This window comes from Acinetobacter sp. ANC 3882 (genome assembly GCF_022549545.1).
Lineage (GTDB): Bacteria > Pseudomonadota > Gammaproteobacteria > Pseudomonadales > Moraxellaceae > Acinetobacter.
In genome coordinates this window covers 265,799-287,002 of the sequence record NZ_JAKZGB010000004.1, presented here as the reverse complement: position 1 = coordinate 287,002, position 21,204 = coordinate 265,799, and the positions used below count along the sequence as shown (strand labels likewise).

Sequence of the window (21,204 nt, the reverse complement as noted above, 5' to 3'; positions counted from 1 at the left end):
ATATTGATGATTTAGAAAAATACTATGTTACTGAGCAGTTTAGAATCTGTACCTGGCCATGAAATTTTACGTCAACTCGATGTTGTGTATGGCAGCACCGTTCGCAGTAAACACGTTGGCCGTGACTTGATGGCAGGCTTAAAGAATATTGTCGGGGGTGAACTAACCGGTTATACCGAACTCCTTGAAGAATCTCGCCAAGAAGCGACACAACGAATGATTGATAAGGCAAAAGGTTTAGGGGCCAATGCCATTGTCGGTATTCGTTTCTCAACCTCAAATATTGCGCAAGGTGCGTCTGAACTTTTTGTCTATGGTACAGCTGTTGTAGTTCAACCTGTTGCACCTAAACTCCCTGATCCATTTGGCGCATAGGCGATATTATGGATGGTTTAATTTTTCAGATTATTCTATTTCTGATTCTATTTTCAGTGGGTTGGGGTTTTGGCCGTCATATCGAGCAAAAACACTTGCGCGAACTGGATCAGAAAGAAAAACAGTTCGCTCATATTCGAATTGATACCAATCGTTATGTGCAAACAACTGCGCATGGACAAATGATCAGCAGTAATGTCGTGATCTCCCACGATTATTTTAAATATGTGCTGGCAACCATTCGCAACTTCTTTGGTGGTCGCTTGGTCAGTTATGAAAGTGTGGTAGAACGTGCGCGCCGTGAAGCTATGATTCGACTCAAGCAAGAAGCACATGCCATGGGTGCCAATCAGATTATGGGGGTTCGACTCAGTACCACTGAATTGGGGATGCAAGGTGGAATGGTTGAAGTCTTTGCCTATGGAACTGCCATCGTCAATTAAGTCTCTTCGCACAAAGATTGCCCTGCCCAACTCGGCTCTCACTACAATTAGAAGAAATAATAAAAACTGCCTGCATTTATTGCAAGGCAGTTTTTATTGATCATGACATCGTCAGATTAATGAAATAAAACAATCGCTTTTTGCAAGGTAAACCAAATACCAGCCAACAAAGGAAGACCTACGACCAGCCATGCAAACACAACGGTAATCGTCTTGGATGGTGTATGTGCTACATCACTTTCCACGCTTAAATCTTGCGGTAATTTTTCATGCGCCAAAGCCTTCTCAGCGGCCAATTCAGCCTCGGTCATGTATTTGTCTTCATCAACTGGCTTGACCATTAAATTGAGTACAAATCCAATCGCCAGCATAGCAGCCAAAATATACATTGTCGTGTCATAAGATTGCGCCTGAGCCACGCCATGTGCCAGTTGATAATCTCGAATATTGGTTATCAACAATGTGCCCAATACGCCCGCCACAGACCACGCCGTCAGCAAGCGCCCATGAATTGCACCGACCATTTGCGTACCAAAAATATCAGCCAAGTAAGCAGGTACCGTGGCAAAACCACCACCATACATCGACAGAATGACGCAGAAAGCTAAAACGAATAAAGGCAGATTTTCTGTTTGGGCCAGCTGTGGAATCGAGACATATAACAAAAAGCCCAATGCCAGAAAAATAAAATATGTGTTTTTACGACCAATAAAGTCCGATGCCGATGCCCAAAAGAAACGCCCTGCAATATTAAATAACGACAGTAAACCCGTAAAACCTGCTGCAAAAGTTGCGATCTGCATTTTTTGCTCGGTATTTAATTCATTAATACCCAGATCTAAACCAATGAGACGTCCACCAAACACTTCCTGCAACAAGGGTGACGCCATGGCTAGAATACCAATCCCCGCAGACACATTTAAACAGAGTACGCCCCAAATGAGCCAAAACTGTTTGGTTTTCCATGCTTTATTTAAATGTACGTGCCGATTGGTGACTAAACCGGTCGCATGCGTTGCGCTTGGTTGCCAGCCACTCGGTTTCCAATTTGAAGGAGGAATTCGATAACCGAATGCTCCTCCCATCATAAAAATAAAATAAACCGCAGCCAGTACCAAAAACGTTTGCCACACACCAACAGAAGTATCTGTCGCAAAAAACTTCATCAATTTATCTGCGAGTGGCGCACCAATCATGGCACCTCCACCAAAGCCCATAATGGCAAGACCAGTTGCTAAACCACGACGGTCTGGAAACCACTTAATCAGGGTAGATACAGGTGAAATATAGCCAAGCCCGAGCCCAATTCCGCCCACACCTCCGCCTAACCACATCAACCATAGCTGGTGTGTATAAACACCCAGCGCAGACAAGATCAAACCCGTTGCCCAGCAAAATGCCGCAACCACACCTGCCTTACGAGGCCCCGCGTGCTCAAGCCAACCACCAAACAAAAATGCAGACGAACCGAGAAATACAAAAAATAGTGTGTACATGATGCTTAATGTAGACACACTCCAATCACAGGTTGTAGTGAACAGCTGTTCAAGCAGCCCTATATTTTTACATTCGATTGGTGCATCAATTCCTAATGCTTTGGATAATGGCAACCAAAATACGGAAAAACCATATGCCATACCAATACTGAGATGAATCGCCAGTGCGGCAGGAGGCAAGAGCCAACGGTTATAACCAGAATGGGCAATCGTGCGTTCCTTGGCCAGAAGTGAAAGTCGTCTTTCCATGTACAATCTCCATGCCTTCACTGCTAAAGAGGTGAGTATTATTCATTTGGATCTAGGCAGCGATTCACGCTGATGCCAGAGCTTTGTATTATGCTTATTTTTCAGTGAAGACCAATCGAATGATTGTGCAAAAAATGTCTAGTTTTTATCAAGTAGCTTTTTTTAATAAAAAGTAAATAACGGGTTTAATGATTTTTAAAAAATATCCTGTGTCATACACAGGATATTTTGTCCTACTCGGCAAAAATCGCTTGCCAATAGTGATAGGTTTTTTCTTCCCCATCTTCTAACTTAAACTCGTATGACATCTGACGCGTTTCAGCAATTTCAAACTCAACAGGATGCTTGAATAAAGCACCGGCATAAGCAAAGGTGTGATATTCACCATTCTCACCACAGACATCGACTCCGCTTGGCATCCGTTCAATCAGATCCGCATCGATATCCTGTCCAATAAATGACTCATCCAGTTTGCTGGCATCCGTCACGATAATCTTGGTTTTAATACCTGAATCCAAAAAATCCTGCATCACTTCAGTCGAGTTCAGATTCCATATCGGCTCAACCACTTCAATATCTAATGGATGTAAACGATCTTCCCGATATTTGCGCACATCGCTTAAATAAATATCACCAAAGATAAAATGCTCAACACCCTGTGCTTTAAAATGATTGGCAGCATCCAACATACGCTGTTCGTATACAGGCAGATTCTTTGGCAAAAACACAGGATAGAGTGGAATACCAATACTTTCAGCCTGCTTTTCGAGCAGTCTATGTGGAATCGCATGCATCGAAGACAACTCGGTTTCTTCATTCACGGTGGTTAATAAGGCAATCACCTCAAATTCATCCTGCTGTAAAACTTTGTACAAGGCCAAGGATGAGTCTTTACCACCACTCCAATTGAAAACGGCTTTCTTACGGTTATCCGCTATCATTTAATCCTACCCTATAAGCATTTATGAACGACTGTATTCTTGATTATTTCAGACTAGTTGAAAACACTGGTGAGATATAAAACTAAAAATAAAGTTAAGCAACCAAATATCCAAACAACAGTAGATAAAATGCGAGGCGCTTTTTTGATAATAATTGGCAATGCAACAAGGCAAGCTAACAAGATTGATGGGACAGATAGTATAAATATTCCAATCCAAGCATCGCTCTTTGTATTTCCGAAAAGTGGAGCCATGATTGTAAATAACTGACTCACTAGTCCACCCAGCAAAAAACTAGTAGGTAAAGTAAGTAACAGATAACTTACAATCAATGGAATTGATACTCGATGACTTGAGGATGGCTGAGATAAGTTTTGACTATCTTCCATTTATATTTCCCTTGGGAACAGAAAAATGCACACTCATTTCACTTTCATTTTTCGAATCATTTTATATAACAAGCTTGGCGATAACCGAGAAACCAGCACGCCCAGTTGCTCTTTTTTCCCACCCACCACAATATATTCATCCCCTGCCATCAACGACTCCACCACACGTTCGGCGAAGACATCGGCATCTAAACCATTCTCAATGGCTTCATCTTGATGTCCTTGTGGCTTGCCTTCGCCATTTAAAGCATTAAAAGATACATTGGTTTTCACAAAACCAGGGAACACCACAGAAACTTCAACACCCTCTTTAGCCACTTCAGCACGCAAGCTGTTGGCCCATAAATGAATCGCGCCTTTCGCAGCCGAATAAGTAGCGCGATATTGCGTACCTAACAAACCCGCCACACTGGAAACAAAGACCACCCGACCTGATTTTTGTTTTAAAAAGGTCGGCAATACGGTTTTGGTAAAGAACACTTGCGAGAAGTAGTCGACTTCCATGATGGCACGTTCAGTTTGCATGGTGGTGTCTTGGATCAAGGCACGTTGACTCAAACCTGCATTATTGATGAGCCAATCAATACGCCCTTTGCTGGCTAAAACCTGTTCATGTGCATGGCGAACTTGAGCTTCATCGGTAATGTCCGCAGCAATCGAAATATGCTGTTCTGGTTTGAGTAAACCGACACGTACTGCTTCTAACTCATCATAACGACGTGAAGTCAACACCACCTGCGCACCTTGTAATGCACATTCACGTGCCAAAGCTTTGCCTAAACCAGACGAAGCGCCTGTAATCCAGACCACTTTATTTTCAAGACTTTTAAGTTTTGCCATTGTTCTGCCCTACCTATGCTTGATGACGCATAAACTTGAGGAAATAATCCACATACGTTGCAGCCACTTGCTGATCAATTTGCGTACCGAGTTTTTCCAAACGCTTATAACCCAAATGTGTGGTCATATTAATTACCCCATTTAAAGTTTTATCAACCACAAAATTGAACTTGAGGCATTTCTTCGGTTCGCGAATTAAATGTGTCACACCTTCGTCAATCACTTCGGTGAGAAGTTTCAATGCATTGGAAATTTCCCGATGATCTCCACCAGCCAACTTCTGGCTCGAAGCGATGACTTTTTGTGCTAAATGCTGCTCTACAGGATAGGTCATGTATACCTGTTCATCTTCAATCTGCAAGGTCTTTGAAAGATATTCAACCAGCGGAATTAAACGATCATTCCCAAAGAATGAAATCGACCACGGCATATATTTGCGAATCGCTTCTAAAATTTGTTGGATGACTTTTTCGGATTCACCAGTTTGTGAATAGTGCTGATTTTCTTGTAATAGCACCATAAATACTTGTTCAATCACTTCACAAGCAATTTCTGACAAAACATTGCCCAGTGCACTGGCTTGACTTTCCTTCGTTCCTTGCAACAATTGCGTTCGAATATGGGCAAACCTTGCGTATGTATCCGCATGAATATTTAAAAAAACGGCGGTGTTCATTCTCATAACCCTAATTGTAAGATCCCATAAAAAAAGAGCTTGTTTAACAAGCCCTTTAATTCAATCTATTTTTCTACGTTTTTGGCATTGTACACGCCGAATTTATCACACTCTATTCTGTATCGACATGCATAAATGCTAAAAAATGATTAACGCAATCCGTCGCAGCGCCCATATCGACTTGGTTACCCATTTTCTCTAAACGCTTATAACTGAGATGCGCAGTCATATTAATCACCCCATTTAAGGTTTTATCGACCACCGTATTAAAGTTAAGGCATTTTTTCGGTTCACGAATCAAACTGGTTACCCCCAAATCCACGATTTGAATCAAGGTTTGGAACACATCAACCATGTCACTGATTTCATTATTTTTTAGTCGCTCTACCAAGGCATGCACCTGTTGCACCAAATGTCGATCAATCGGATAAGACACATAAACCTGCTCGTCATGATACTTGATCATATTGGAGAAATAATTGGCAAAAGGACAAAGGCGTTCATTACCGAATAATGCAATCGACCATGGCATATATTTACGCACCGCAGCAATAATCTGTTGAATCACCTTTTCAGATTCAGCGGTATATTTTTGCGTTAACTGGGTCGGTTGGCGATTTTGGATCAATAACACTGAAAAGACTTGCTCGACAATATCGCAGGCAATTTCTGAAAGTACCTCACCTAAGATTCTAGATTGGCTTTCATAGGTGCCAGCATTGAGCTGCTGACGAATCACTTCAAATTGTCCATGTGTAACGTCATTAATCTTCAATAGGATTGAATAACTCATGAGAAGCATCCCTTTTTTAGTTTTTCGCATTCTTATATTGTTGTTTTGAGCATCAATATTTTTAAGTTATGTGATGCATTACACAAATCTAATCCTATTTGTATAAAAATCCAACGCCTTTCATCGGCTTTTTCAGAAAAAAATGAAGTCTATAAATACCTTATCTTAATTGAGTCATCGATTAGCTGTAATAACAGCCACATTATGAAGATGTACTAAACATCTCATCGATAAAAGCTCAAGAAACCGCAATTTAGCCATTATTTAAGCGGCTTTAATCATTCACATAAGGTCAGGCTGAAATGCCTACAGAAGTGAGGATTTTTTGCTACAATAGATGCAATTTTTTATTCAATTTTAATCTTCTGTACTATGACTGACGCTCAATCTGCTCAAAATATTGCAACCACTTACGATCCAACCGAGATCGAAAAGAAATGGTATCAAATCTGGGAACAACAAGGTTACTTCAAACCTTCAGGTCAAGGTGAATCATTCTGTATCATGATTCCACCACCGAACGTCACGGGTAGCTTGCACATGGGGCATGGTTTTAACAATGCCATCATGGATGCACTGACGCGTTACAATCGTATGATGGGTAAAAACACCTTATGGCAACCAGGAACTGACCATGCGGGGATTGCAACGCAGATGGTGGTCGAGCGTCAATTAGGTGCGCAAGGTGTCAGCCGTCATGACTTAGGTCGTGAAAAATTCATCGAAAAGATCTGGGAATGGAAAGAACAATCGGGCGATACCATCACCCGTCAGATCCGTCGCCTAGGTTCTTCAGTAGACTGGTCGCGTGAACGCTTCACTATGGATGAAGGTTTGTCGAATGCGGTCAAAGAAGTCTTCGTTAAACTGCATGAAGATGGCTTGATCTATCGTGGCAAACGCTTAGTCAACTGGGACCCGAAACTACAAACTGCGCTGTCAGATTTAGAAGTTGAATCAGATAAAGAAGAAGCAGGTTCATTGTGGCACTTCAAATATTTCTTTGAAGATAAAAACCTACGGACCCATGATGGTAAAGACCACATCGTTGTCGCTACCACTCGTCCTGAAACTTTGTTAGGTGATACCGCGGTTGCTGTGGCATTGGATGATGAACGCTATTCACACCTTGTGGGTCAGAACATTATCCTGCCAATTACAGGTCGTGCTGTTCCAATCGTTAAAGACGAATATGTAGATAAAGAATTCGGTACAGGCTGTGTGAAAATCACCCCTGCACATGACTTTAACGACTATGAAGTCGGTAAGCGTTGTGAATTGCCAATTATCAATATCTTCAATAAAAATGCAGAAGTATTGGCTGAGTTTGAATACATCGCTAAAGCAGGCGAACAAATTTCTAAAACCATCCCTGCTCCTGCGGACTATATCGGTTTAGAGCGTTTTGAAGCACGTAAAAAACTGGTTGAACAAGCCGAAGCTGAAGGCTGGTTAGATCAAATCCAACCTTATACGCTTAAACCACCTCGTGGCGACCGTTCAGGTGTAATCGTTGAGCCGTTATTGACAGACCAATGGTATGTAAAAATTGCACCATTGGCGCAACCTGCAATTGAAGCAGTTCAAGATGGTCGTATCAAGTTTGTTCCTGAACAGTACAGCAACATGTACATGGCGTGGATGAACAACATCCAAGACTGGTGTATCTCTCGTCAGCTTTGGTGGGGTCACCGTATCCCAGCTTGGTACGACGCTGAAGGTAACATCTATGTCGGTCGTGACGAAGCTGAAGTCCGTGCTAAAAACAACATCCCTGCTGATGTTGTGTTAAACCAAGATGAAGATGTACTGGATACATGGTTCTCTTCTGCGCTGTGGACCTTCTCAACTTTAGGTTGGACTGGCGATGCCAAGAAAGATGCGGAAAACTATTTCCTCAATACGTTCCACCCAACTGATGTATTGGTGACTGGTTTTGACATCATCTTCTTCTGGGTTGCTCGTATGATCATGTTTACGATGCACTTCATGAAGAATGAAGATGGTACGCCACAAGTCCCGTTTAAAACGGTTTATGTGCATGGTCTAGTCCGTGATGGCGAAGGTCAGAAGATGTCGAAGTCTAAGGGTAACGTGCTTGACCCACTGGACTTGATTGACGGTGTTGACCTTGAGACTTTGGTACAAAAACGTACTACAGGTCTAATGAATCCAAAACAAGCAGCGAAGATTGAGAAATCAACGCGTAAAGAATTCCCAGAAGGCATTCAAGCTTACGGTACCGATGCAGTTCGTTTCACATTCTGTGCGCTTGCGAACACGGGTCGTGACATTAAGTTTGATATGAAACGTGTTGAAGGCTATCGTAACTTTGCCAACAAAATCTGGAACGCAACCCGTTTCGTATTGATGAATGTTGAAGGTCAAACGGTAGCTCAAGAAGCGCGTCCTGAACTTTGGGAACTTCCAGAAAAATGGATCATGAGCCGTCTGCAAAAAGCAGAAGCTGCGGTACATCAAGCATTTGCTACCTATCGTTTAGACCTTGCTGCGCAAGCGATCTATGACTTTATCTGGAATGAATATTGCGACTGGTACGTTGAGTTAACCAAGCCAGTTCTAAACGATGCCAATGTGTCTGAAGAGCGTAAAGCCGAAGTTCGCCGTGTGTTACTTGCGGTGATGGAAGCGTCTTTACGTTTAGCACATCCGTTGATGCCGTATTTGACAGAAGAAATCTGGCAAACGCTTGCGCCAATGTTGGGCAAAGGCGGTGCTACGATTATGACTGCGCAATACCCTGTACCTGATCAAGCGAAGGTGAATGATCAAGCTGAAGCAGATATGCAGTGGTTACAAGGTTTGATTGGTGCGGTACGTAATATCCGTGGTGAAATGGGCTTAGGTAATGCACGTTTATTGCCTGTATTACTCAAGAACATTTCTGATGCTGAGCGTGAGCAAATCATCCGTATCGAAGCTTTATTCAAAGCATTGGCGAAAGTTGAAAGCATCGAGTTCTTAAGCAATGAGCAAGAACCACCGTTGTCTTGTTCTAGTGTTGTCAGCCATGCATCGGTATTTGTACCAATGAAAGGCTTGATTGATCCTAAAGCTGAATTGGGTCGTTTGCAGAAGGACTTGGATAAAGTTCAAAAGCAACATGATCAAATTGCCAATAAACTTTCGAATGAAGGCTTTGTAGCTAAAGCACCAGCAGCGGTTGTTGAAGGTGAAAAGGTTAAATTGGCTGAGTTTGCTGATCAGTTAGCGAAAATTAAGCAAAGTATGGAGCAAATTGCTGCTCTGTAAAGTATTGTAACTTTAAAATTAATATGTAATATAAAGGGCTGACTATTCAGCCCTTTATTAATTAAAAATTATGAAATATTTACAAAGCATAACTGGTACAACAAAAGGTTTAGCAAAGGAAATAAAAATTCCGTTACATGGTAGAAACTTAATCATAACAGGTCAAAATGGTGTTGGTAAAACATTCTTTTTGAACCAAATTAATAATACTATTACGAAAGAGTTACTATCTAAGATTGCATCACTTTCAGACGAAAGTTACAAAGCAAAACAGACTTTCATAATCAGACTAAATTCTATATTAAACCAGAACCACGAGCTAAACTCCATAATAAATCATTCTGATTATAAAAAACTAATCAGTTTAAGCAAAAGCAAAAGTGAATTCAACGTAAAAAATAACAATCAATTTTACGAAATATCAAAAACAATTCTAAATGACATATACTTTTCCATTAAATCTAATATGAAAAATAGGAACAGATACACACATGAACTAAATTCAAGTAAAATTATTTTAGAATCTCACAACTATATAGAACATTTATTACCTGACTACATTTTAGATAATAGATTTGAGAAAAATATTTTATCAGAAACTGATGACTTAATATATAATTTAGAAAAAATGTTAAAAATTTTAAATAACTTTGACATTTTTACAACTATTGGTAGTGACTTAAAAGTTAAAATTGAAAAAATTGATGAATTAAATAGAGATATCAGATCAACAAGAATCACTTTTAACTATTTTTCAGCATTTAGACAAACTCAAATAACACATTCCACTAATACTTGTTCATTGGATGATTATATAAATAGTGCAAAAACAGGCTATGATACTAACCTCAGTCAAGCATTTGAACAATATTTAGTTAATATTAAAATAGAAAAATCATTAGCTATAACAGAAAGATCTGATCAAGAGTATGCTGAGAAAATTGATCAATGGTTTAAAAAACTTGATAATGATTTAAAATTTATATTTGAAGATGATTCAACTTCATTGCTTTTTGATTACAAAACAAAAAAATTTTTAATAAACCAAAATAAGAAAACATTTAACTTTCAAAATCTTTCTTCTGGCTATTCATCAATATTCACGATATACACCGAATTAATGATGCGTTCACAATTATTAAATATTTTACCTGATGAGTTAAATGGCATTGTATTAATTGATGAAATAGATGCACACCTTCACATATCACTACAAAGAAAAATTTTTCCTTTTTTTATTAAATCTTTTCCAAATATTCAATTTATTGTCACCACACATTCACCTTTTGTAATTACATCATCCAATAATGACACAGTTATTTTCGATTTAACAGATGGCAGTTTTATCGATGAAAACCTCAGTAAGTATTCAGTTGAGACCATAACCAAGGAGTTATTTCATGTCAATACTGAATCAATAGACTTGAAAGAGTCGATTGATTATATTTATAATACTATGCGCAGCGATATTATTGATTTTAAGAGTCTAAATAATGAGCTTAAAAAGCTAGAACCATACAAGTCGAAATTAAATATCGAATCAAAAAACATTTATATGCAAGCTTTAAACTTCCTAATTGACAATGATGAATTAGGTGATCTTGATGTTTGAGATTATTCGCTCCCTACCTGCTCCTGCTGATCTTCTGAGAAATAAATATAATACAGCTCCTATTCTTGCTGCTCTTTCAGAGATATGTTATTCGAAATGCTATTTATGTGAAAATGATAAAGTACAAGAGGTTGAAGTTGAACATTTTTTACCTCATGCTCATTATCCTTCATTAAAATTTGAATGGGGGAATTTATTTTATAGTTGTAAAAGATGCAATAGAATAAAAGGTGATAACTATGAGTATATTTTAAACCCTTGTGATACCAACCATAATATCTTTAGGAATATTTTAATAGTAGCCCCTTCTCGTGCAAATGATCCTGTATTAGTCAAAAACCAATGTGCTTCTACTGACCCAAATTATGCAAGTTCAGTTAGAACTGTAGAATTATTAGATAGATGCTTTAATGATATTTCAACAGCTGCTAGAAGAATTAGTAGAAGGGAATTAATAAACCAATTATTGGAAGAGTTATCTCTAATGCTAGAAATAAGGGGTAAACTCAAATCAAAAAGACTTACTTCTTTTCAAGAAGGAGAAGAAGTAGATAAATTAAAAAACATGACCTCTCCTCATTATCCATTTTCTGCTTTTTGGCGTTGGTACGTATTAGATGACGAAGTTTTAGTTGCAAAAATGGGAACATATATTAACTTTTAAAACTAACCTTTCAAACCCTCTTCCAAAGGAAGAGGGTGAAAAACATTAAAGCACCCCATGCCCCACCAACAACATCTCCACCCCATTCACCTTCTTCATATGCTTTAAACGCTCTTTTTCCCACTTCAACTGCTGTTTTAACTCAGCACAATCCGCATCTATGGCTTTATACACATCACTGATATGCAGATGCTCAGCTTTGACTTTCTTCGCCAACTGAAAAGAATCCAGAATCTCTTCAATTTGACTGTCGAGCTGCTGACTCTGTGCATCCAAAGCCAGTTTATAAAACTTCACCTGCTCCGCTGATAACTCTTTCGTACCAACACCTTTGTTCTGTTCCAACTGTAATTGAAGCTTGAGCAAATAAAACAAATCCTGCTGTTCATAAGCCTGACTCGCCTGCTGAAACAACTCGGTTTTTTCTTCTTTCTTGGTCTCGTCTTGCTCACGATCGGGGTGAATCATCGCAGCAATTTTTAAATAGACCGTTTTCAGCGACTGCGCTGCCATCTGCTCAGCTTGTTCACGTTTCTGCTGCTGGCGAAGTTGTTTAGCCTGTTCACGTGCCTGTTGCTGCTCTGCAGCATACTGCTCAAAGTCATCTTCCAATTCTATATCTTGCTCAGAACTCTCATACTGTTCAAACTTGGCTAACTGTACTTTTTTATTCTTTTTAAGCGATTGCTGTTCATGTTGCTGATAAAAAGTATCGATCTGCTTGACCAGCTTTAACTGTTCATCATTCAACATCTTGGAACGTTTTAACATTTGGGCAAGCTGGGCAATTTTTTCATCCAGTTGCTGCATATCTGCTTTGGAAAACTCATGCTGCTGCAACAAATTCCAAAGCTGATCTAACTGCTGAAACAGGATTTCATGCAGCTCGCTATACACAGGCATCAGTTTTTGTCGTGTATGTTGTTGAATCTCGGCTTGCGCATTCTGCCAAGTGGCAAGGCTGATCTTTTGCTGTTCTATTTGATCAATCAGGCGATTTAGCTTTTTCTGCTGTGAGGAAGGTTCAGCCCTTTGCTTTAAACTGACTTTGAGATCAAAGGACATAATGCTGCCGCCTAAAAATAAAAAAGTGTAGCAATAATCAGCCGACAAAGTCAGCAAACGCCTTCAATATCGTGTTTGGAGAAACATGTCGCTTAACTAAACTTTACTCATCACCAAATAAGGCATTGGCTGAAACGACTTTGGTGATTTTAACTTTATCCTGTTTAAGCAAGGGATAGATTTTTTGTTTAAGTGCATCACTGGTCATGCTGCCATTCAAATTCAGTAACACAGGCTCTTCACTCAGCGACCCTTTGCCCAAGTACTCTTGATTCAAATCATTGGTGGTTGCTTGATTGACCACAACAAAATATCCCGAAATGTCTTTGACCTGACCACAGGCCAAACTTTGTGGTGACCAATCCCCTTGGCGAAGCACTTTTTGCAACGTATAGCCTTTGCTTTTTAATTGCTGCGTTTGTGCTGCGGTTGCAATTGGAAAATCAATCCGCTTTTGCTGTCCTTTCCAGTTCACCTGCAAATGACTCGACTCACAAGATTCACGCATGACGCCCCCGCTGCCTCTCAATGCGCCTTCATCAGGATCAAAACAGGATGAAATCACCTGAAAGGTTGCTTCACCACAATGCAATACTTCTGATTGATAGGTCTTAAATGGCGTTGCTTGGGCTTGGTTTATTTGAATTAAACACAAAGATAAAAGGCAAAAGCTGACGAATTTATTGTTCATATGAAGTCATATTAGAATTAAAGGCTGATTCATTCTAACTTAAAAAATAGCGACTAAAGAAAGTTCTCATACTCCTCAGTTTGAATGAAACATTAAAAATGACAAACCCATTTTTTAAGCTAAAATCTTTTATATGCATCATCATTTAAATACTCGAATTGTATGAAGAATAAAGTCCTATTACTCACCTCATTTATTTTGCTCACTGGATGTAATGAAAAACCAAAAACATCTTCAGAAAGCGATCAACCCGCACCAAAAGCAGTTCAACAGACTAAAGTCGCATCGGAACCTGTAGTTATTCCCGCTACACCCGAATCCGATTATCTCGCCAATAATTCAACTCCACTACCAAAAGGCTATTCAGTCGATACAACCCATCTCAAAAAGCCTGTGTTTATTGATTTTGATGGCGATGGAAATCTGGATACCTTTCGAGTGCTGAAAAACCCCAATAAAAAGGGAATGAAATATCTCTTTGAATTCCGTATCTCAAATAGCGACAAAGTTTATTACTACGAAAATACAGATAAAGATTATGACCTCGATATTTTCGGAACTTTTGAAGTTGCACCTAAAACAGAGATTTACTTGGATGAAGACTATCGCTTTGATGAAGATGGAAACATCTTAGCTAATGAGCAAATTGATCCAAAACATTATCTAAAGTTCAAAGGTGATGGTATTTCAGTCAATGTATTAGAAGAAACCTGTGCAACATCTGTGTTTTTCTTAGCAGATGAAAAAATTAAACGCATTGCGCTGTGCTAACTCAGCACTTTCATTTCATAAAAAAGCCGCTTCTTTCAGCGGCTTATTCAATCAGATAAAGCAATTACTGCGCGGTATAACCACCATCCATCACCACCGCCTGTCCTGTAATCCCTGCGGCTTTGTTACTGGCAAGGAAAATCGCATAGTCGGCAATTTCTTCAACACTGAGTAAACGCTTTTGTGGCACCATCGCTAAAATCACATCTTCCAAAGCACTTTCCAGACTCACATTGCGGGTTTTCGCCAAGTCAGCAATTTGCCCACGCACCAATGGCGTGTCCACATAACCCGGACATAATGCATTCACAGTAATTCCGTCACGCGCACATTCCAAAGCCGCCACTTTGGTCAAACCAATCACCCCATGCTTGGCACTGTTATATCCAGCCTTCCCTGCAAAACCAATCAAGCCATTGATCGAAGACATATTGATAATACGACCATATTGCTGCGCTTTCATAATTGGAAACGCATGTTTAATTCCGATAAATGAACCTGTCAGCATCACCTGTACCAGCTTCTGATAAATGTCCGTTGAGAAATCTTCAATTGCTGCAACATGCTGAAAACCTGCATTATTGATCAGGATATCTAAACGCCCAAAAGTTTGCGTGGTCAACTCAATCGCAGCTTTATAGGCCTGTTCATCAGTCACATCACAAGGCGCAGACAACGCCTCAAAACCTTGCTGTTTTAACTGCGCCACTGCTTGCTCACATTTCTCTGCATTGGCATCAGAAATCACCACTTTCGCGCCTTCCTGAGCAAATTTTTTCGCAATTTCCAAACCAATACCGCTCGCTGAACCAGTAATAAAGGCCACTTTGGCTTCGAGTTGTTGAGTCACTGTGCTACTCCTGTTCTTGATGATCTTGATTGCTCGCCAATCAATACGGACAAACTGAAATTAAAGTTCGACTTAGACAATACCGAACCATGTAAATGCAGCAATCACCACAAATACCACCAAGGTTTTAATAATCGTCACTGCGAAAATATCTTTATAGGATTGCTTATGGGTTAAACCTGTCACGGCGAGTAAGGTAATCACTGCGCCATTATGCGGCAGCGTATCCATACCGCCCGATGCCATCGCCACCACGCGATGCATCACTTCAGGTGGAATACCTGCTGCTAAAATAGCTGCGTTATAGGTTTCGGCCATCGCACTCAAGGCAATACTCATCCCGCCCGATGCCGAACCTGTAATCCCTGCCAGTACTGTCGTGGTCACTGCACCATTGACCAAAGGATTGGTAAAGGTTGTACCCAATGCATGGCTAATCAAAGCAAAGCCCGGTAATGCCGCAATAATCGCTCCAAAACCATACTCAGATGCAGTGTTCATCACTGCCAATAAAGAACCACTGATACTGGCATTCACACCTTCTTTGAAATTGGTTACAACTCGTTGATAATCAAATAAGATCGCAGCAATAATGCCGACAATCAACGCCAAACCGACTGCCCAGATCGCACCCGTTTTTGCCACATCAACGGTATAATTGGCGAGACCAATCGCATTAAAATCAAAGCCATTCGGATACCATTCTTTGATTGCCGTAGATAGATAACGGTTCATGACTGCAACCAGAATCAATGGCACAAAGGCCATACCTTGACGTAACACTGAACCGTTGCTTTGCTGAGATGACTCTACATCCGCAGTCGTTTGTGTAGCGTCACCCTCCGCAGCAAAACCTGCATAGCCTTCACCCGCACGTGCCGCAGCTTTACGACGTGACTCCAAATAAAGTAGGCCCATGCTTAAGACGAAAATCGCTCCAATCACACCGAGAAATGGTGCTGCATAGATATTGGTGCCAAAGAACGTGGTTGGAATCACGTTCTGAATTTGTGGTGTGCCCGGCAAGGCATCCATGGTGAATGTAAATGCGCCTAAGGCAATAGTGCCGGGAATCAAACGTTTTGGAATATTGGCTTGTTGGAACAATTGGTTGGCAAATGGATAAATCGCAAACACCGCCACAAACAGGCTGACACCGCTATAAGTCAGAATGGCACCGAGTAAAACCACGGTTAAAATAGCTTTCTTTGCACCAATCAAATTGACAATGGTACGGGCAATCGACTCGGCAATCCCCGACATTTCCACCACTTTGCCAAAGATTGCACCAAGCAAGAACACTAAGAAATAGTCTTTGATGAAATTGACCATTTTCGGCATGAAAACGCCTGAATAAAACGGCAGTACATTGGCGGGGTTAATCAGAAAAACCGCCAGTAATGCGCACAATGGCGCCATCAAAATCACAGAAAAACCGCGATAGGCGGTGTACATCAACAAGCCTAAAGACAGCAGAATGACAAATAAGTCCCACATATTCTTTTACTCCATTCCAAAGAATATATGTCAGGGTCAACCAAATTATTTTTTTTATACTATGTGCTGGTTATCCTAACCATAAATAAAATTAAAATACTGCGAACTGCAGTACAGAATCTAAAGCAAAGACGCATGTTAAAACGTATTTTAAAATAGCATTAAAATCATAAAAAACAATATCATTAAAACAAAAATAATAATTTAAATTAATTATAAAAATCATACACATAACAAACAAAAGGTTAATTATTTTGATTGATTAATAAAACAAATTAACTATTAAAAAATACTCATTAATCCATTCAAAGTATATTTAGCTTATTATTTTAATAATCTATTTTTCGATATTGCGATAAAATAAATGAATAATCTCGTCTCATATTTTAAAAAATAAACGGCTTGCCTCTGATCAACGAATTAACAAAAATGCCAGTCACAATGTGCTGTTTTTTTTATAAATTACACCATATAAATCAAAAACTTTTCTCATAGGTCGTCCACCATGACTTTAAAGCAACTCAAAGCATTTCTGGCTTTGACTCGTACCCTGAATTATGCAAACGCCTCTGCTGAATTGCATCTCAGTCAGTCTGCTTTAAGTTTGAGTATCAAATCACTAGAAGAAGAATTGGGCGGCAAGCTATTTAAACGCAATACCCGTCGGGTTGAGCTGACACAGGAAGGAAAGTCGCTGATTCCCTATGCCAAGAAATTATTGGCCAATTGGGAAGATATGGAAAAAGACGTCAAACAACGTTTTAAACTGAATCGCGGCACCTTGAATATTGCTTCGATGCCCTTTGTCACCCATGCGATTTTGCCGCAAGTGATTCATAGCTTTTTAGCAAAACATCCCAATATCAGCTTTTCCATTCATGATATTCCCAATGAGAAAGTGCTGGAAAATGTACAAGATGGTATTTTTGAAATTGGCATTTGCTTTGAGCCGCCACGCAATGATCAACTGGAATTTAAACCTTTATTTGAAGAAGACTTCCTTGCGCTCTTACCAAAAACGCATCCACTGGCAACAGCAGAATCGATCAGTTGGAAACAACTGTGCGCCAATCCCTTTGTAACCTTGCAACACCCCTCGATTGTGCGGCACCTGATTGAAGAAAACTGTCTCAAAAATCACCTGACTTTGGATTTAAAAGTCGAATGCCACCAGATCAGTTCCCTCTCCAGCTTTGTTGCACTGGATATGGGTGTCAGTGCGATACCGCGCCATTTTCAAAACTTTATCGACAAGGAACATAATGTGCTGATTGAGATTGAGGATGGCAAATTGCCTCAGGCGATCGGCATTGTGTATAAGAAGGACTTTGAGCTTTCCAATATTTCGGCCGAGTTTATCGAGATCTTGCTACAACATGATTTTGGCTAAGTTTCGTCAGCGTGCCTGTGTTAGTGCAATAGATGAATTTTCTTGTATTAATGAGTTTCTCTCATTAATCCTTTAAAAATTTAAACTTCTGTAAATAATCCCTGAGTGCTAAAACTAATAGAAACCAAGGAATTTACAGGTGAAAAAATGAATAAAGTCTATTCAACGGCGGCACAGGCACTACAAGATGTGGTGCAAGATCAGCAGACTTTTGCGGTTGGCGGTTTTGGCTTATGTGGTATTCCAGAGGCCTTGATTCAGGCGCTTAAAGATACAGGCGTCACGGGCCTGACCTGTATCTCCAATAATGCAGGTATTGATGATTTTGGTTTGGGTGTATTACTCAAGACCCGACAAATTAAAAAAATGATTTCTTCTTATGTGGGCGAAAATAAAGAATTTGAACGCCAATATCTAAATGGTGAACTCGAAGTGGAACTCACCCCACAAGGCACATTGGCGGAAAAACTACGCGCTGGCGGTGCAGGCATTCCTGCCTTTTATACCGCAACTGGTGCGGGCACATTGGTAGCTGAAGGTAAGGAACAGCGCGAATTTAATGGTCGTACCTATATTCTGGAACCATCTCTCACTGCGGATGTGGCATTGGTCAAAGCTTATAAAGCAGACAAAGCTGGCAATCTGGTATTCCGTAAAACCGCTCAAAACTTTAACCCTGAATGTGCAATGGCAGGAAAAATCACCATTGCCGAGGTTGAACAGATTGTAGAAATTGGCGAACTGGATCCAGATGAAATCCATTTAGCAGGGATTTACGTCAACCGTGTGGTGCTCAATGCCACACCAGAAAAACGTATCGAACAAAAAACCCTAAAAGCACAGGACGCATAATCATGGCATGGACACGTGAACAAATGGCACAACGTGCCGCGCAAGAATTACAAGATGGTTTCTACGTCAATCTAGGTATTGGCCTGCCAACTCTAGTTGCCAACTACATTCCAGAGGATATGGATGTGTGGCTGCAATCGGAAAATGGCCTACTTGGGATTGGTGAGTTTCCAACCGAACAGCAACTCGACCCCGATTTAATCAATGCAGGCAAACAAACCGTCACCGCGCGTGCAGGTGCGGCCTTTTTCTCAAGTAGTGAATCCTTTGCCATGATTCGTGGCGGACACGTCAACATTGCCATTCTGGGTGCAATGGAAGTCTCCGAACAAGGAGACTTGGCCAACTGGATGATTCCGGGCAAGAAAGTCAAAGGCATGGGTGGTGCGATGGACTTGGTCGCAGGCGTACAGCGCGTGGTGGTGTTGATGGAACACAATGCCAAAGATGGGACTGCCAAAATTGTTAAACAGTGCAGCTTGCCACTGACAGGTCAAAAAGTCGTGCATCGCATTATTAGCGACTTAGGTGTTTTGGATATTGTTGCTGAAGGCATCAAATTGGTGGAGTTAGCGCCTGATGTGACTGAACAGCAAATTCAAGCTGCTACAGGTGTCGAACTTTTGATTGAAGCCAAAGCTTAATCAAACTTTTTTAATCTTATTTTTTCTTATTGAAGTGATGCTTTTTACGAGCATCACTTTTCGCTGTTTTTTCAACAGCAGAAATTCATTTAGGACAAATGAATGAGATACAACAAAATCAAAGATGGATGCTGAAGATGAATAAACAACCTGCTTTGTTAGAACGTTTTGCCTTGCGTATCAGTAATTGGTCGGAAAAATGGTTTCCGGACTCCTACATTTTTGCCCTCCTCGGCGTAATTATTGTTTCATTTGCTGCCATTGGCATTGGTGCATCCGTACAAGATGTTGCCAGCTCATTTGGTAATGGCTTTTGGAGCTTAATCCCCTTCACCTTACAAATGACCATGCTGATTATTGTCGGTTATGTGGTTTCTGTTTCTGCGCCTGTAAAAAAACTGATTCAGAAGATGGCACGTATTCCGCACTCAGGTCGCAGTGCAATCGTATTGGTGGCCACAGTCAGTTTATTGATTTCTCTGGTCAATTGGGCGGTCAGTACCATTTTGACCGCGTTATTAGTAATTGCGTTGGCAAAGCGTAAAGAACTACAGATGGACTATCGTGCTGCTGCCGCTGCTGCAATTATTGGTATGGGCGCAACGTGGGCACTGGGAATCAGTTCATCTGCGGCACAATTACAAGCCAATAAAGCCAGTTTGCCTGAATCCATCTATAAGCTCACAGGTGTGATTCCATTTACTGAAACCATCTTTCTGTGGCAATCGATGCTCATGACCTTGATTTTGGTGATTGTCTCGATTGCGATTGCCTATTGGTCTGCACCAAAAGGTGACAATGTCAAAACCATGCAGGATTTTGAGCTGAGCTTTGACGAAGAAGAAAAAACTGAAGTCAAATCGACTCGACCTGGAGATTGGTTAGAGAACTCCCCACTATTAACCATTATTGTGGTGGCATTAGGCTTGATCTGGATGTTTATTGAGTTTTCTAAAACCAATCCAATCATTGCCATTTCCAGCCTCAATACTTATAACTTTGTGTTCTTGATGCTCGGTCTGGCACTACATCGTACCCCACGTAATTTTCTCAATGCCGTCAGTCAGGCGGTGCCTGCGGTGTCTGGGATTCTGATCCAGTTCCCGCTCTACGGAAGTATTGCGTTCATTATGACCCAAGCATTGAATAGTCAGGACTTATCACTATCGCACTATATTGCAGAGTTCTTTGTTTCGATTGCTTCGAAAGAAACCTTTGCGATTGTGATGGGTATTTATTCTGCGGTACTCGGTTTCTTTGTACCCTCTGGCGGTGGTAAATGGATTATTGAAGCACCTTATGTGATGCAAGCCGCCAATGATTTGCAAGTACATTTGGGCTGGTCGGTGCAGATTTATAATGCTGCCGAAGCATTGCCAAATCTGATCAATCCGTTCTTTATGCTTCCAATGTTGGGGATTTTGAAACTCAAGGCCAAAGACGTGATTGGTTTTACCGTCACTCAGTTGGTGTTCCATCTTCCTTTAGTGTTGTTCTTGCTTTGGATTTTAGGGCGCACCTTAACCTATACTCCACCCGTGATGTAGCTAAGTCATCATTATCCACCGTAACCTTTCATCTTCAATCTGATTAGGCTGAAACGTTACGGTGTTTTTATGAGTCCGCAATTGTTCATTCCCCTAAAAAATCAAAGTAATATTCTGCTGTTGAACTCTATCCACACCAAAAACTG

Annotated in this window: 20 protein-coding genes; 10 read left to right on the top strand and 10 right to left on the bottom strand. The window is 40.5% G+C overall.

Translation table 11 applies throughout. From position 1 onward, the window contains the following. Nucleotides 1-24: 24 nt before the first annotated feature. Both MMO42_RS10620 and MMO42_RS10615 read left to right on the top strand, forming a co-directional pair. Nucleotides 25-375, top strand: a complete 351-nt coding sequence (locus MMO42_RS10620; RefSeq protein WP_005296351.1) for a YbjQ family protein — start codon at nucleotides 25-27, stop codon at nucleotides 373-375. Nucleotides 376-383: 8 nt separating this feature from the next. Further along, entirely contained in the window at nucleotides 384-818 is a 435-nt protein-coding gene (locus MMO42_RS10615; RefSeq protein ID WP_241320505.1) for a heavy metal-binding domain-containing protein, read from the top strand. Between the two features lie 116 nt (nucleotides 819-934). Here the strand turns inward: MMO42_RS10615 and MMO42_RS10610 are convergent, their stop codons facing one another. From MMO42_RS10610 to MMO42_RS10585, 6 genes are all read right to left on the bottom strand, one after another. Then, nucleotides 935-2,563 carry an OFA family MFS transporter gene (locus tag MMO42_RS10610; protein WP_241320504.1) on the bottom strand — a complete coding sequence of 543 codons (1,629 nt, stop codon included), beginning with the start codon at nucleotides 2,561-2,563 and terminating at the stop codon, nucleotides 935-937. A 233-nt stretch (nucleotides 2,564-2,796) separates the two neighbouring features. Continuing rightward, a complete protein-coding gene (locus tag MMO42_RS10605; protein ID WP_241320503.1) occupies nucleotides 2,797-3,504 on the bottom strand; it encodes a diphthine--ammonia ligase in 708 nt (235 codons plus the stop codon). 53 nt (nucleotides 3,505-3,557) lie between these two features. Beyond that, complete coding sequence (locus MMO42_RS10600) at nucleotides 3,558-3,893, bottom strand: hypothetical protein (protein ID WP_241320502.1); 336 nt, start codon at nucleotides 3,891-3,893, stop codon at nucleotides 3,558-3,560. Between the two features lie 33 nt (nucleotides 3,894-3,926). Next, nucleotides 3,927-4,733 (bottom strand): SDR family NAD(P)-dependent oxidoreductase, encoded by an 807-nt coding sequence (locus MMO42_RS10595; protein WP_241320501.1) that lies wholly within the window; start codon nucleotides 4,731-4,733, stop codon nucleotides 3,927-3,929. A 13-nt stretch (nucleotides 4,734-4,746) separates the two neighbouring features. Further along, a complete protein-coding gene (locus MMO42_RS10590; RefSeq protein WP_005296370.1) occupies nucleotides 4,747-5,409 on the bottom strand; it encodes a hypothetical protein in 663 nt (220 codons plus the stop codon). A 112-nt stretch (nucleotides 5,410-5,521) separates the two neighbouring features. Beyond that, a complete protein-coding gene (locus MMO42_RS10585) occupies nucleotides 5,522-6,202 on the bottom strand; it encodes a hypothetical protein (protein WP_241320500.1) in 681 nt (226 codons plus the stop codon). A gap of 372 nt (nucleotides 6,203-6,574) precedes the next feature. Here MMO42_RS10585 and MMO42_RS10580 point away from each other — a divergent pair, with 372 nt between their 5' ends. The 3 genes from MMO42_RS10580 to MMO42_RS10570 all read left to right on the top strand — a co-directional run bounded on the left by MMO42_RS10580 (nucleotide 6,575) and on the right by MMO42_RS10570 (nucleotide 11,751). Then, nucleotides 6,575-9,475: a valine--tRNA ligase gene (locus MMO42_RS10580; RefSeq protein ID WP_241320499.1), complete on the top strand. Its 2,901-nt coding sequence runs from the start codon at nucleotides 6,575-6,577 to the stop codon at nucleotides 9,473-9,475. 70 nt (nucleotides 9,476-9,545) lie between these two features. Then, on the top strand, nucleotides 9,546-11,087 hold the full coding sequence (locus MMO42_RS10575; RefSeq protein WP_241320498.1) for an AAA family ATPase: 1,542 nt from the start codon (nucleotides 9,546-9,548) through the stop codon (nucleotides 11,085-11,087). Beyond that, a complete protein-coding gene (locus tag MMO42_RS10570; protein WP_241320497.1) occupies nucleotides 11,080-11,751 on the top strand; it encodes a hypothetical protein in 672 nt (223 codons plus the stop codon). Before MMO42_RS10575 ends, MMO42_RS10570 begins: the two co-directional genes overlap by 8 nt. A 45-nt stretch (nucleotides 11,752-11,796) precedes the next feature. On the opposite strand, the gene MMO42_RS10565 is transcribed toward MMO42_RS10570, so the two are convergent. Both MMO42_RS10565 and MMO42_RS10560 read right to left on the bottom strand, forming a co-directional pair. After that, entirely contained in the window at nucleotides 11,797-12,816 is a 1,020-nt protein-coding gene (locus MMO42_RS10565; protein ID WP_241320496.1) for a molecular chaperone DnaJ, read from the bottom strand. A gap of 103 nt (nucleotides 12,817-12,919) precedes the next feature. Then, complete coding sequence (locus MMO42_RS10560; RefSeq protein WP_241320495.1) at nucleotides 12,920-13,507, bottom strand: hypothetical protein; 588 nt, start codon at nucleotides 13,505-13,507, stop codon at nucleotides 12,920-12,922. 162 nt (nucleotides 13,508-13,669) lie between these two features. Between MMO42_RS10560 and MMO42_RS10555 the strand changes: the two genes are divergently transcribed. After that, nucleotides 13,670-14,278 (top strand): hypothetical protein, encoded by a 609-nt coding sequence (locus tag MMO42_RS10555; protein ID WP_241320494.1) that lies wholly within the window; start codon nucleotides 13,670-13,672, stop codon nucleotides 14,276-14,278. A gap of 64 nt (nucleotides 14,279-14,342) precedes the next feature. Here the strand turns inward: MMO42_RS10555 and MMO42_RS10550 are convergent, their stop codons facing one another. After that, nucleotides 14,343-15,128 (bottom strand): 3-hydroxybutyrate dehydrogenase, encoded by a 786-nt coding sequence (locus MMO42_RS10550; RefSeq protein WP_241320493.1) that lies wholly within the window; start codon nucleotides 15,126-15,128, stop codon nucleotides 14,343-14,345. 72 nt (nucleotides 15,129-15,200) lie between these two features. After that, nucleotides 15,201-16,625, bottom strand: coding sequence for a GntP family permease (locus MMO42_RS10545; RefSeq protein ID WP_241320492.1), 1,425 nt, complete (start codon nucleotides 16,623-16,625; stop codon nucleotides 15,201-15,203). 505 nt (nucleotides 16,626-17,130) lie between these two features. On the opposite strand from MMO42_RS10545, the gene MMO42_RS10540 reads away from it, so the two are divergent. The 4 genes from MMO42_RS10540 (at nucleotide 17,131) to MMO42_RS10525 (ending at nucleotide 21,058) form a co-directional block, all read left to right on the top strand. Continuing rightward, nucleotides 17,131-18,015 (top strand): LysR family transcriptional regulator, encoded by an 885-nt coding sequence (locus tag MMO42_RS10540; RefSeq protein ID WP_005296398.1) that lies wholly within the window; start codon nucleotides 17,131-17,133, stop codon nucleotides 18,013-18,015. A 147-nt stretch (nucleotides 18,016-18,162) separates the two neighbouring features. Continuing rightward, nucleotides 18,163-18,867 (top strand): CoA transferase subunit A, encoded by a 705-nt coding sequence (locus MMO42_RS10535; RefSeq protein WP_241320491.1) that lies wholly within the window; start codon nucleotides 18,163-18,165, stop codon nucleotides 18,865-18,867. Between the two features lie 2 nt (nucleotides 18,868-18,869). Continuing rightward, on the top strand, nucleotides 18,870-19,511 hold the full coding sequence (locus MMO42_RS10530; protein ID WP_241320490.1) for a CoA transferase subunit B: 642 nt from the start codon (nucleotides 18,870-18,872) through the stop codon (nucleotides 19,509-19,511). 137 nt (nucleotides 19,512-19,648) lie between these two features. Continuing rightward, complete coding sequence (locus MMO42_RS10525) at nucleotides 19,649-21,058, top strand: TIGR00366 family protein (protein WP_241320489.1); 1,410 nt, start codon at nucleotides 19,649-19,651, stop codon at nucleotides 21,056-21,058. Nucleotides 21,059-21,204 lie beyond the last annotated feature (146 nt).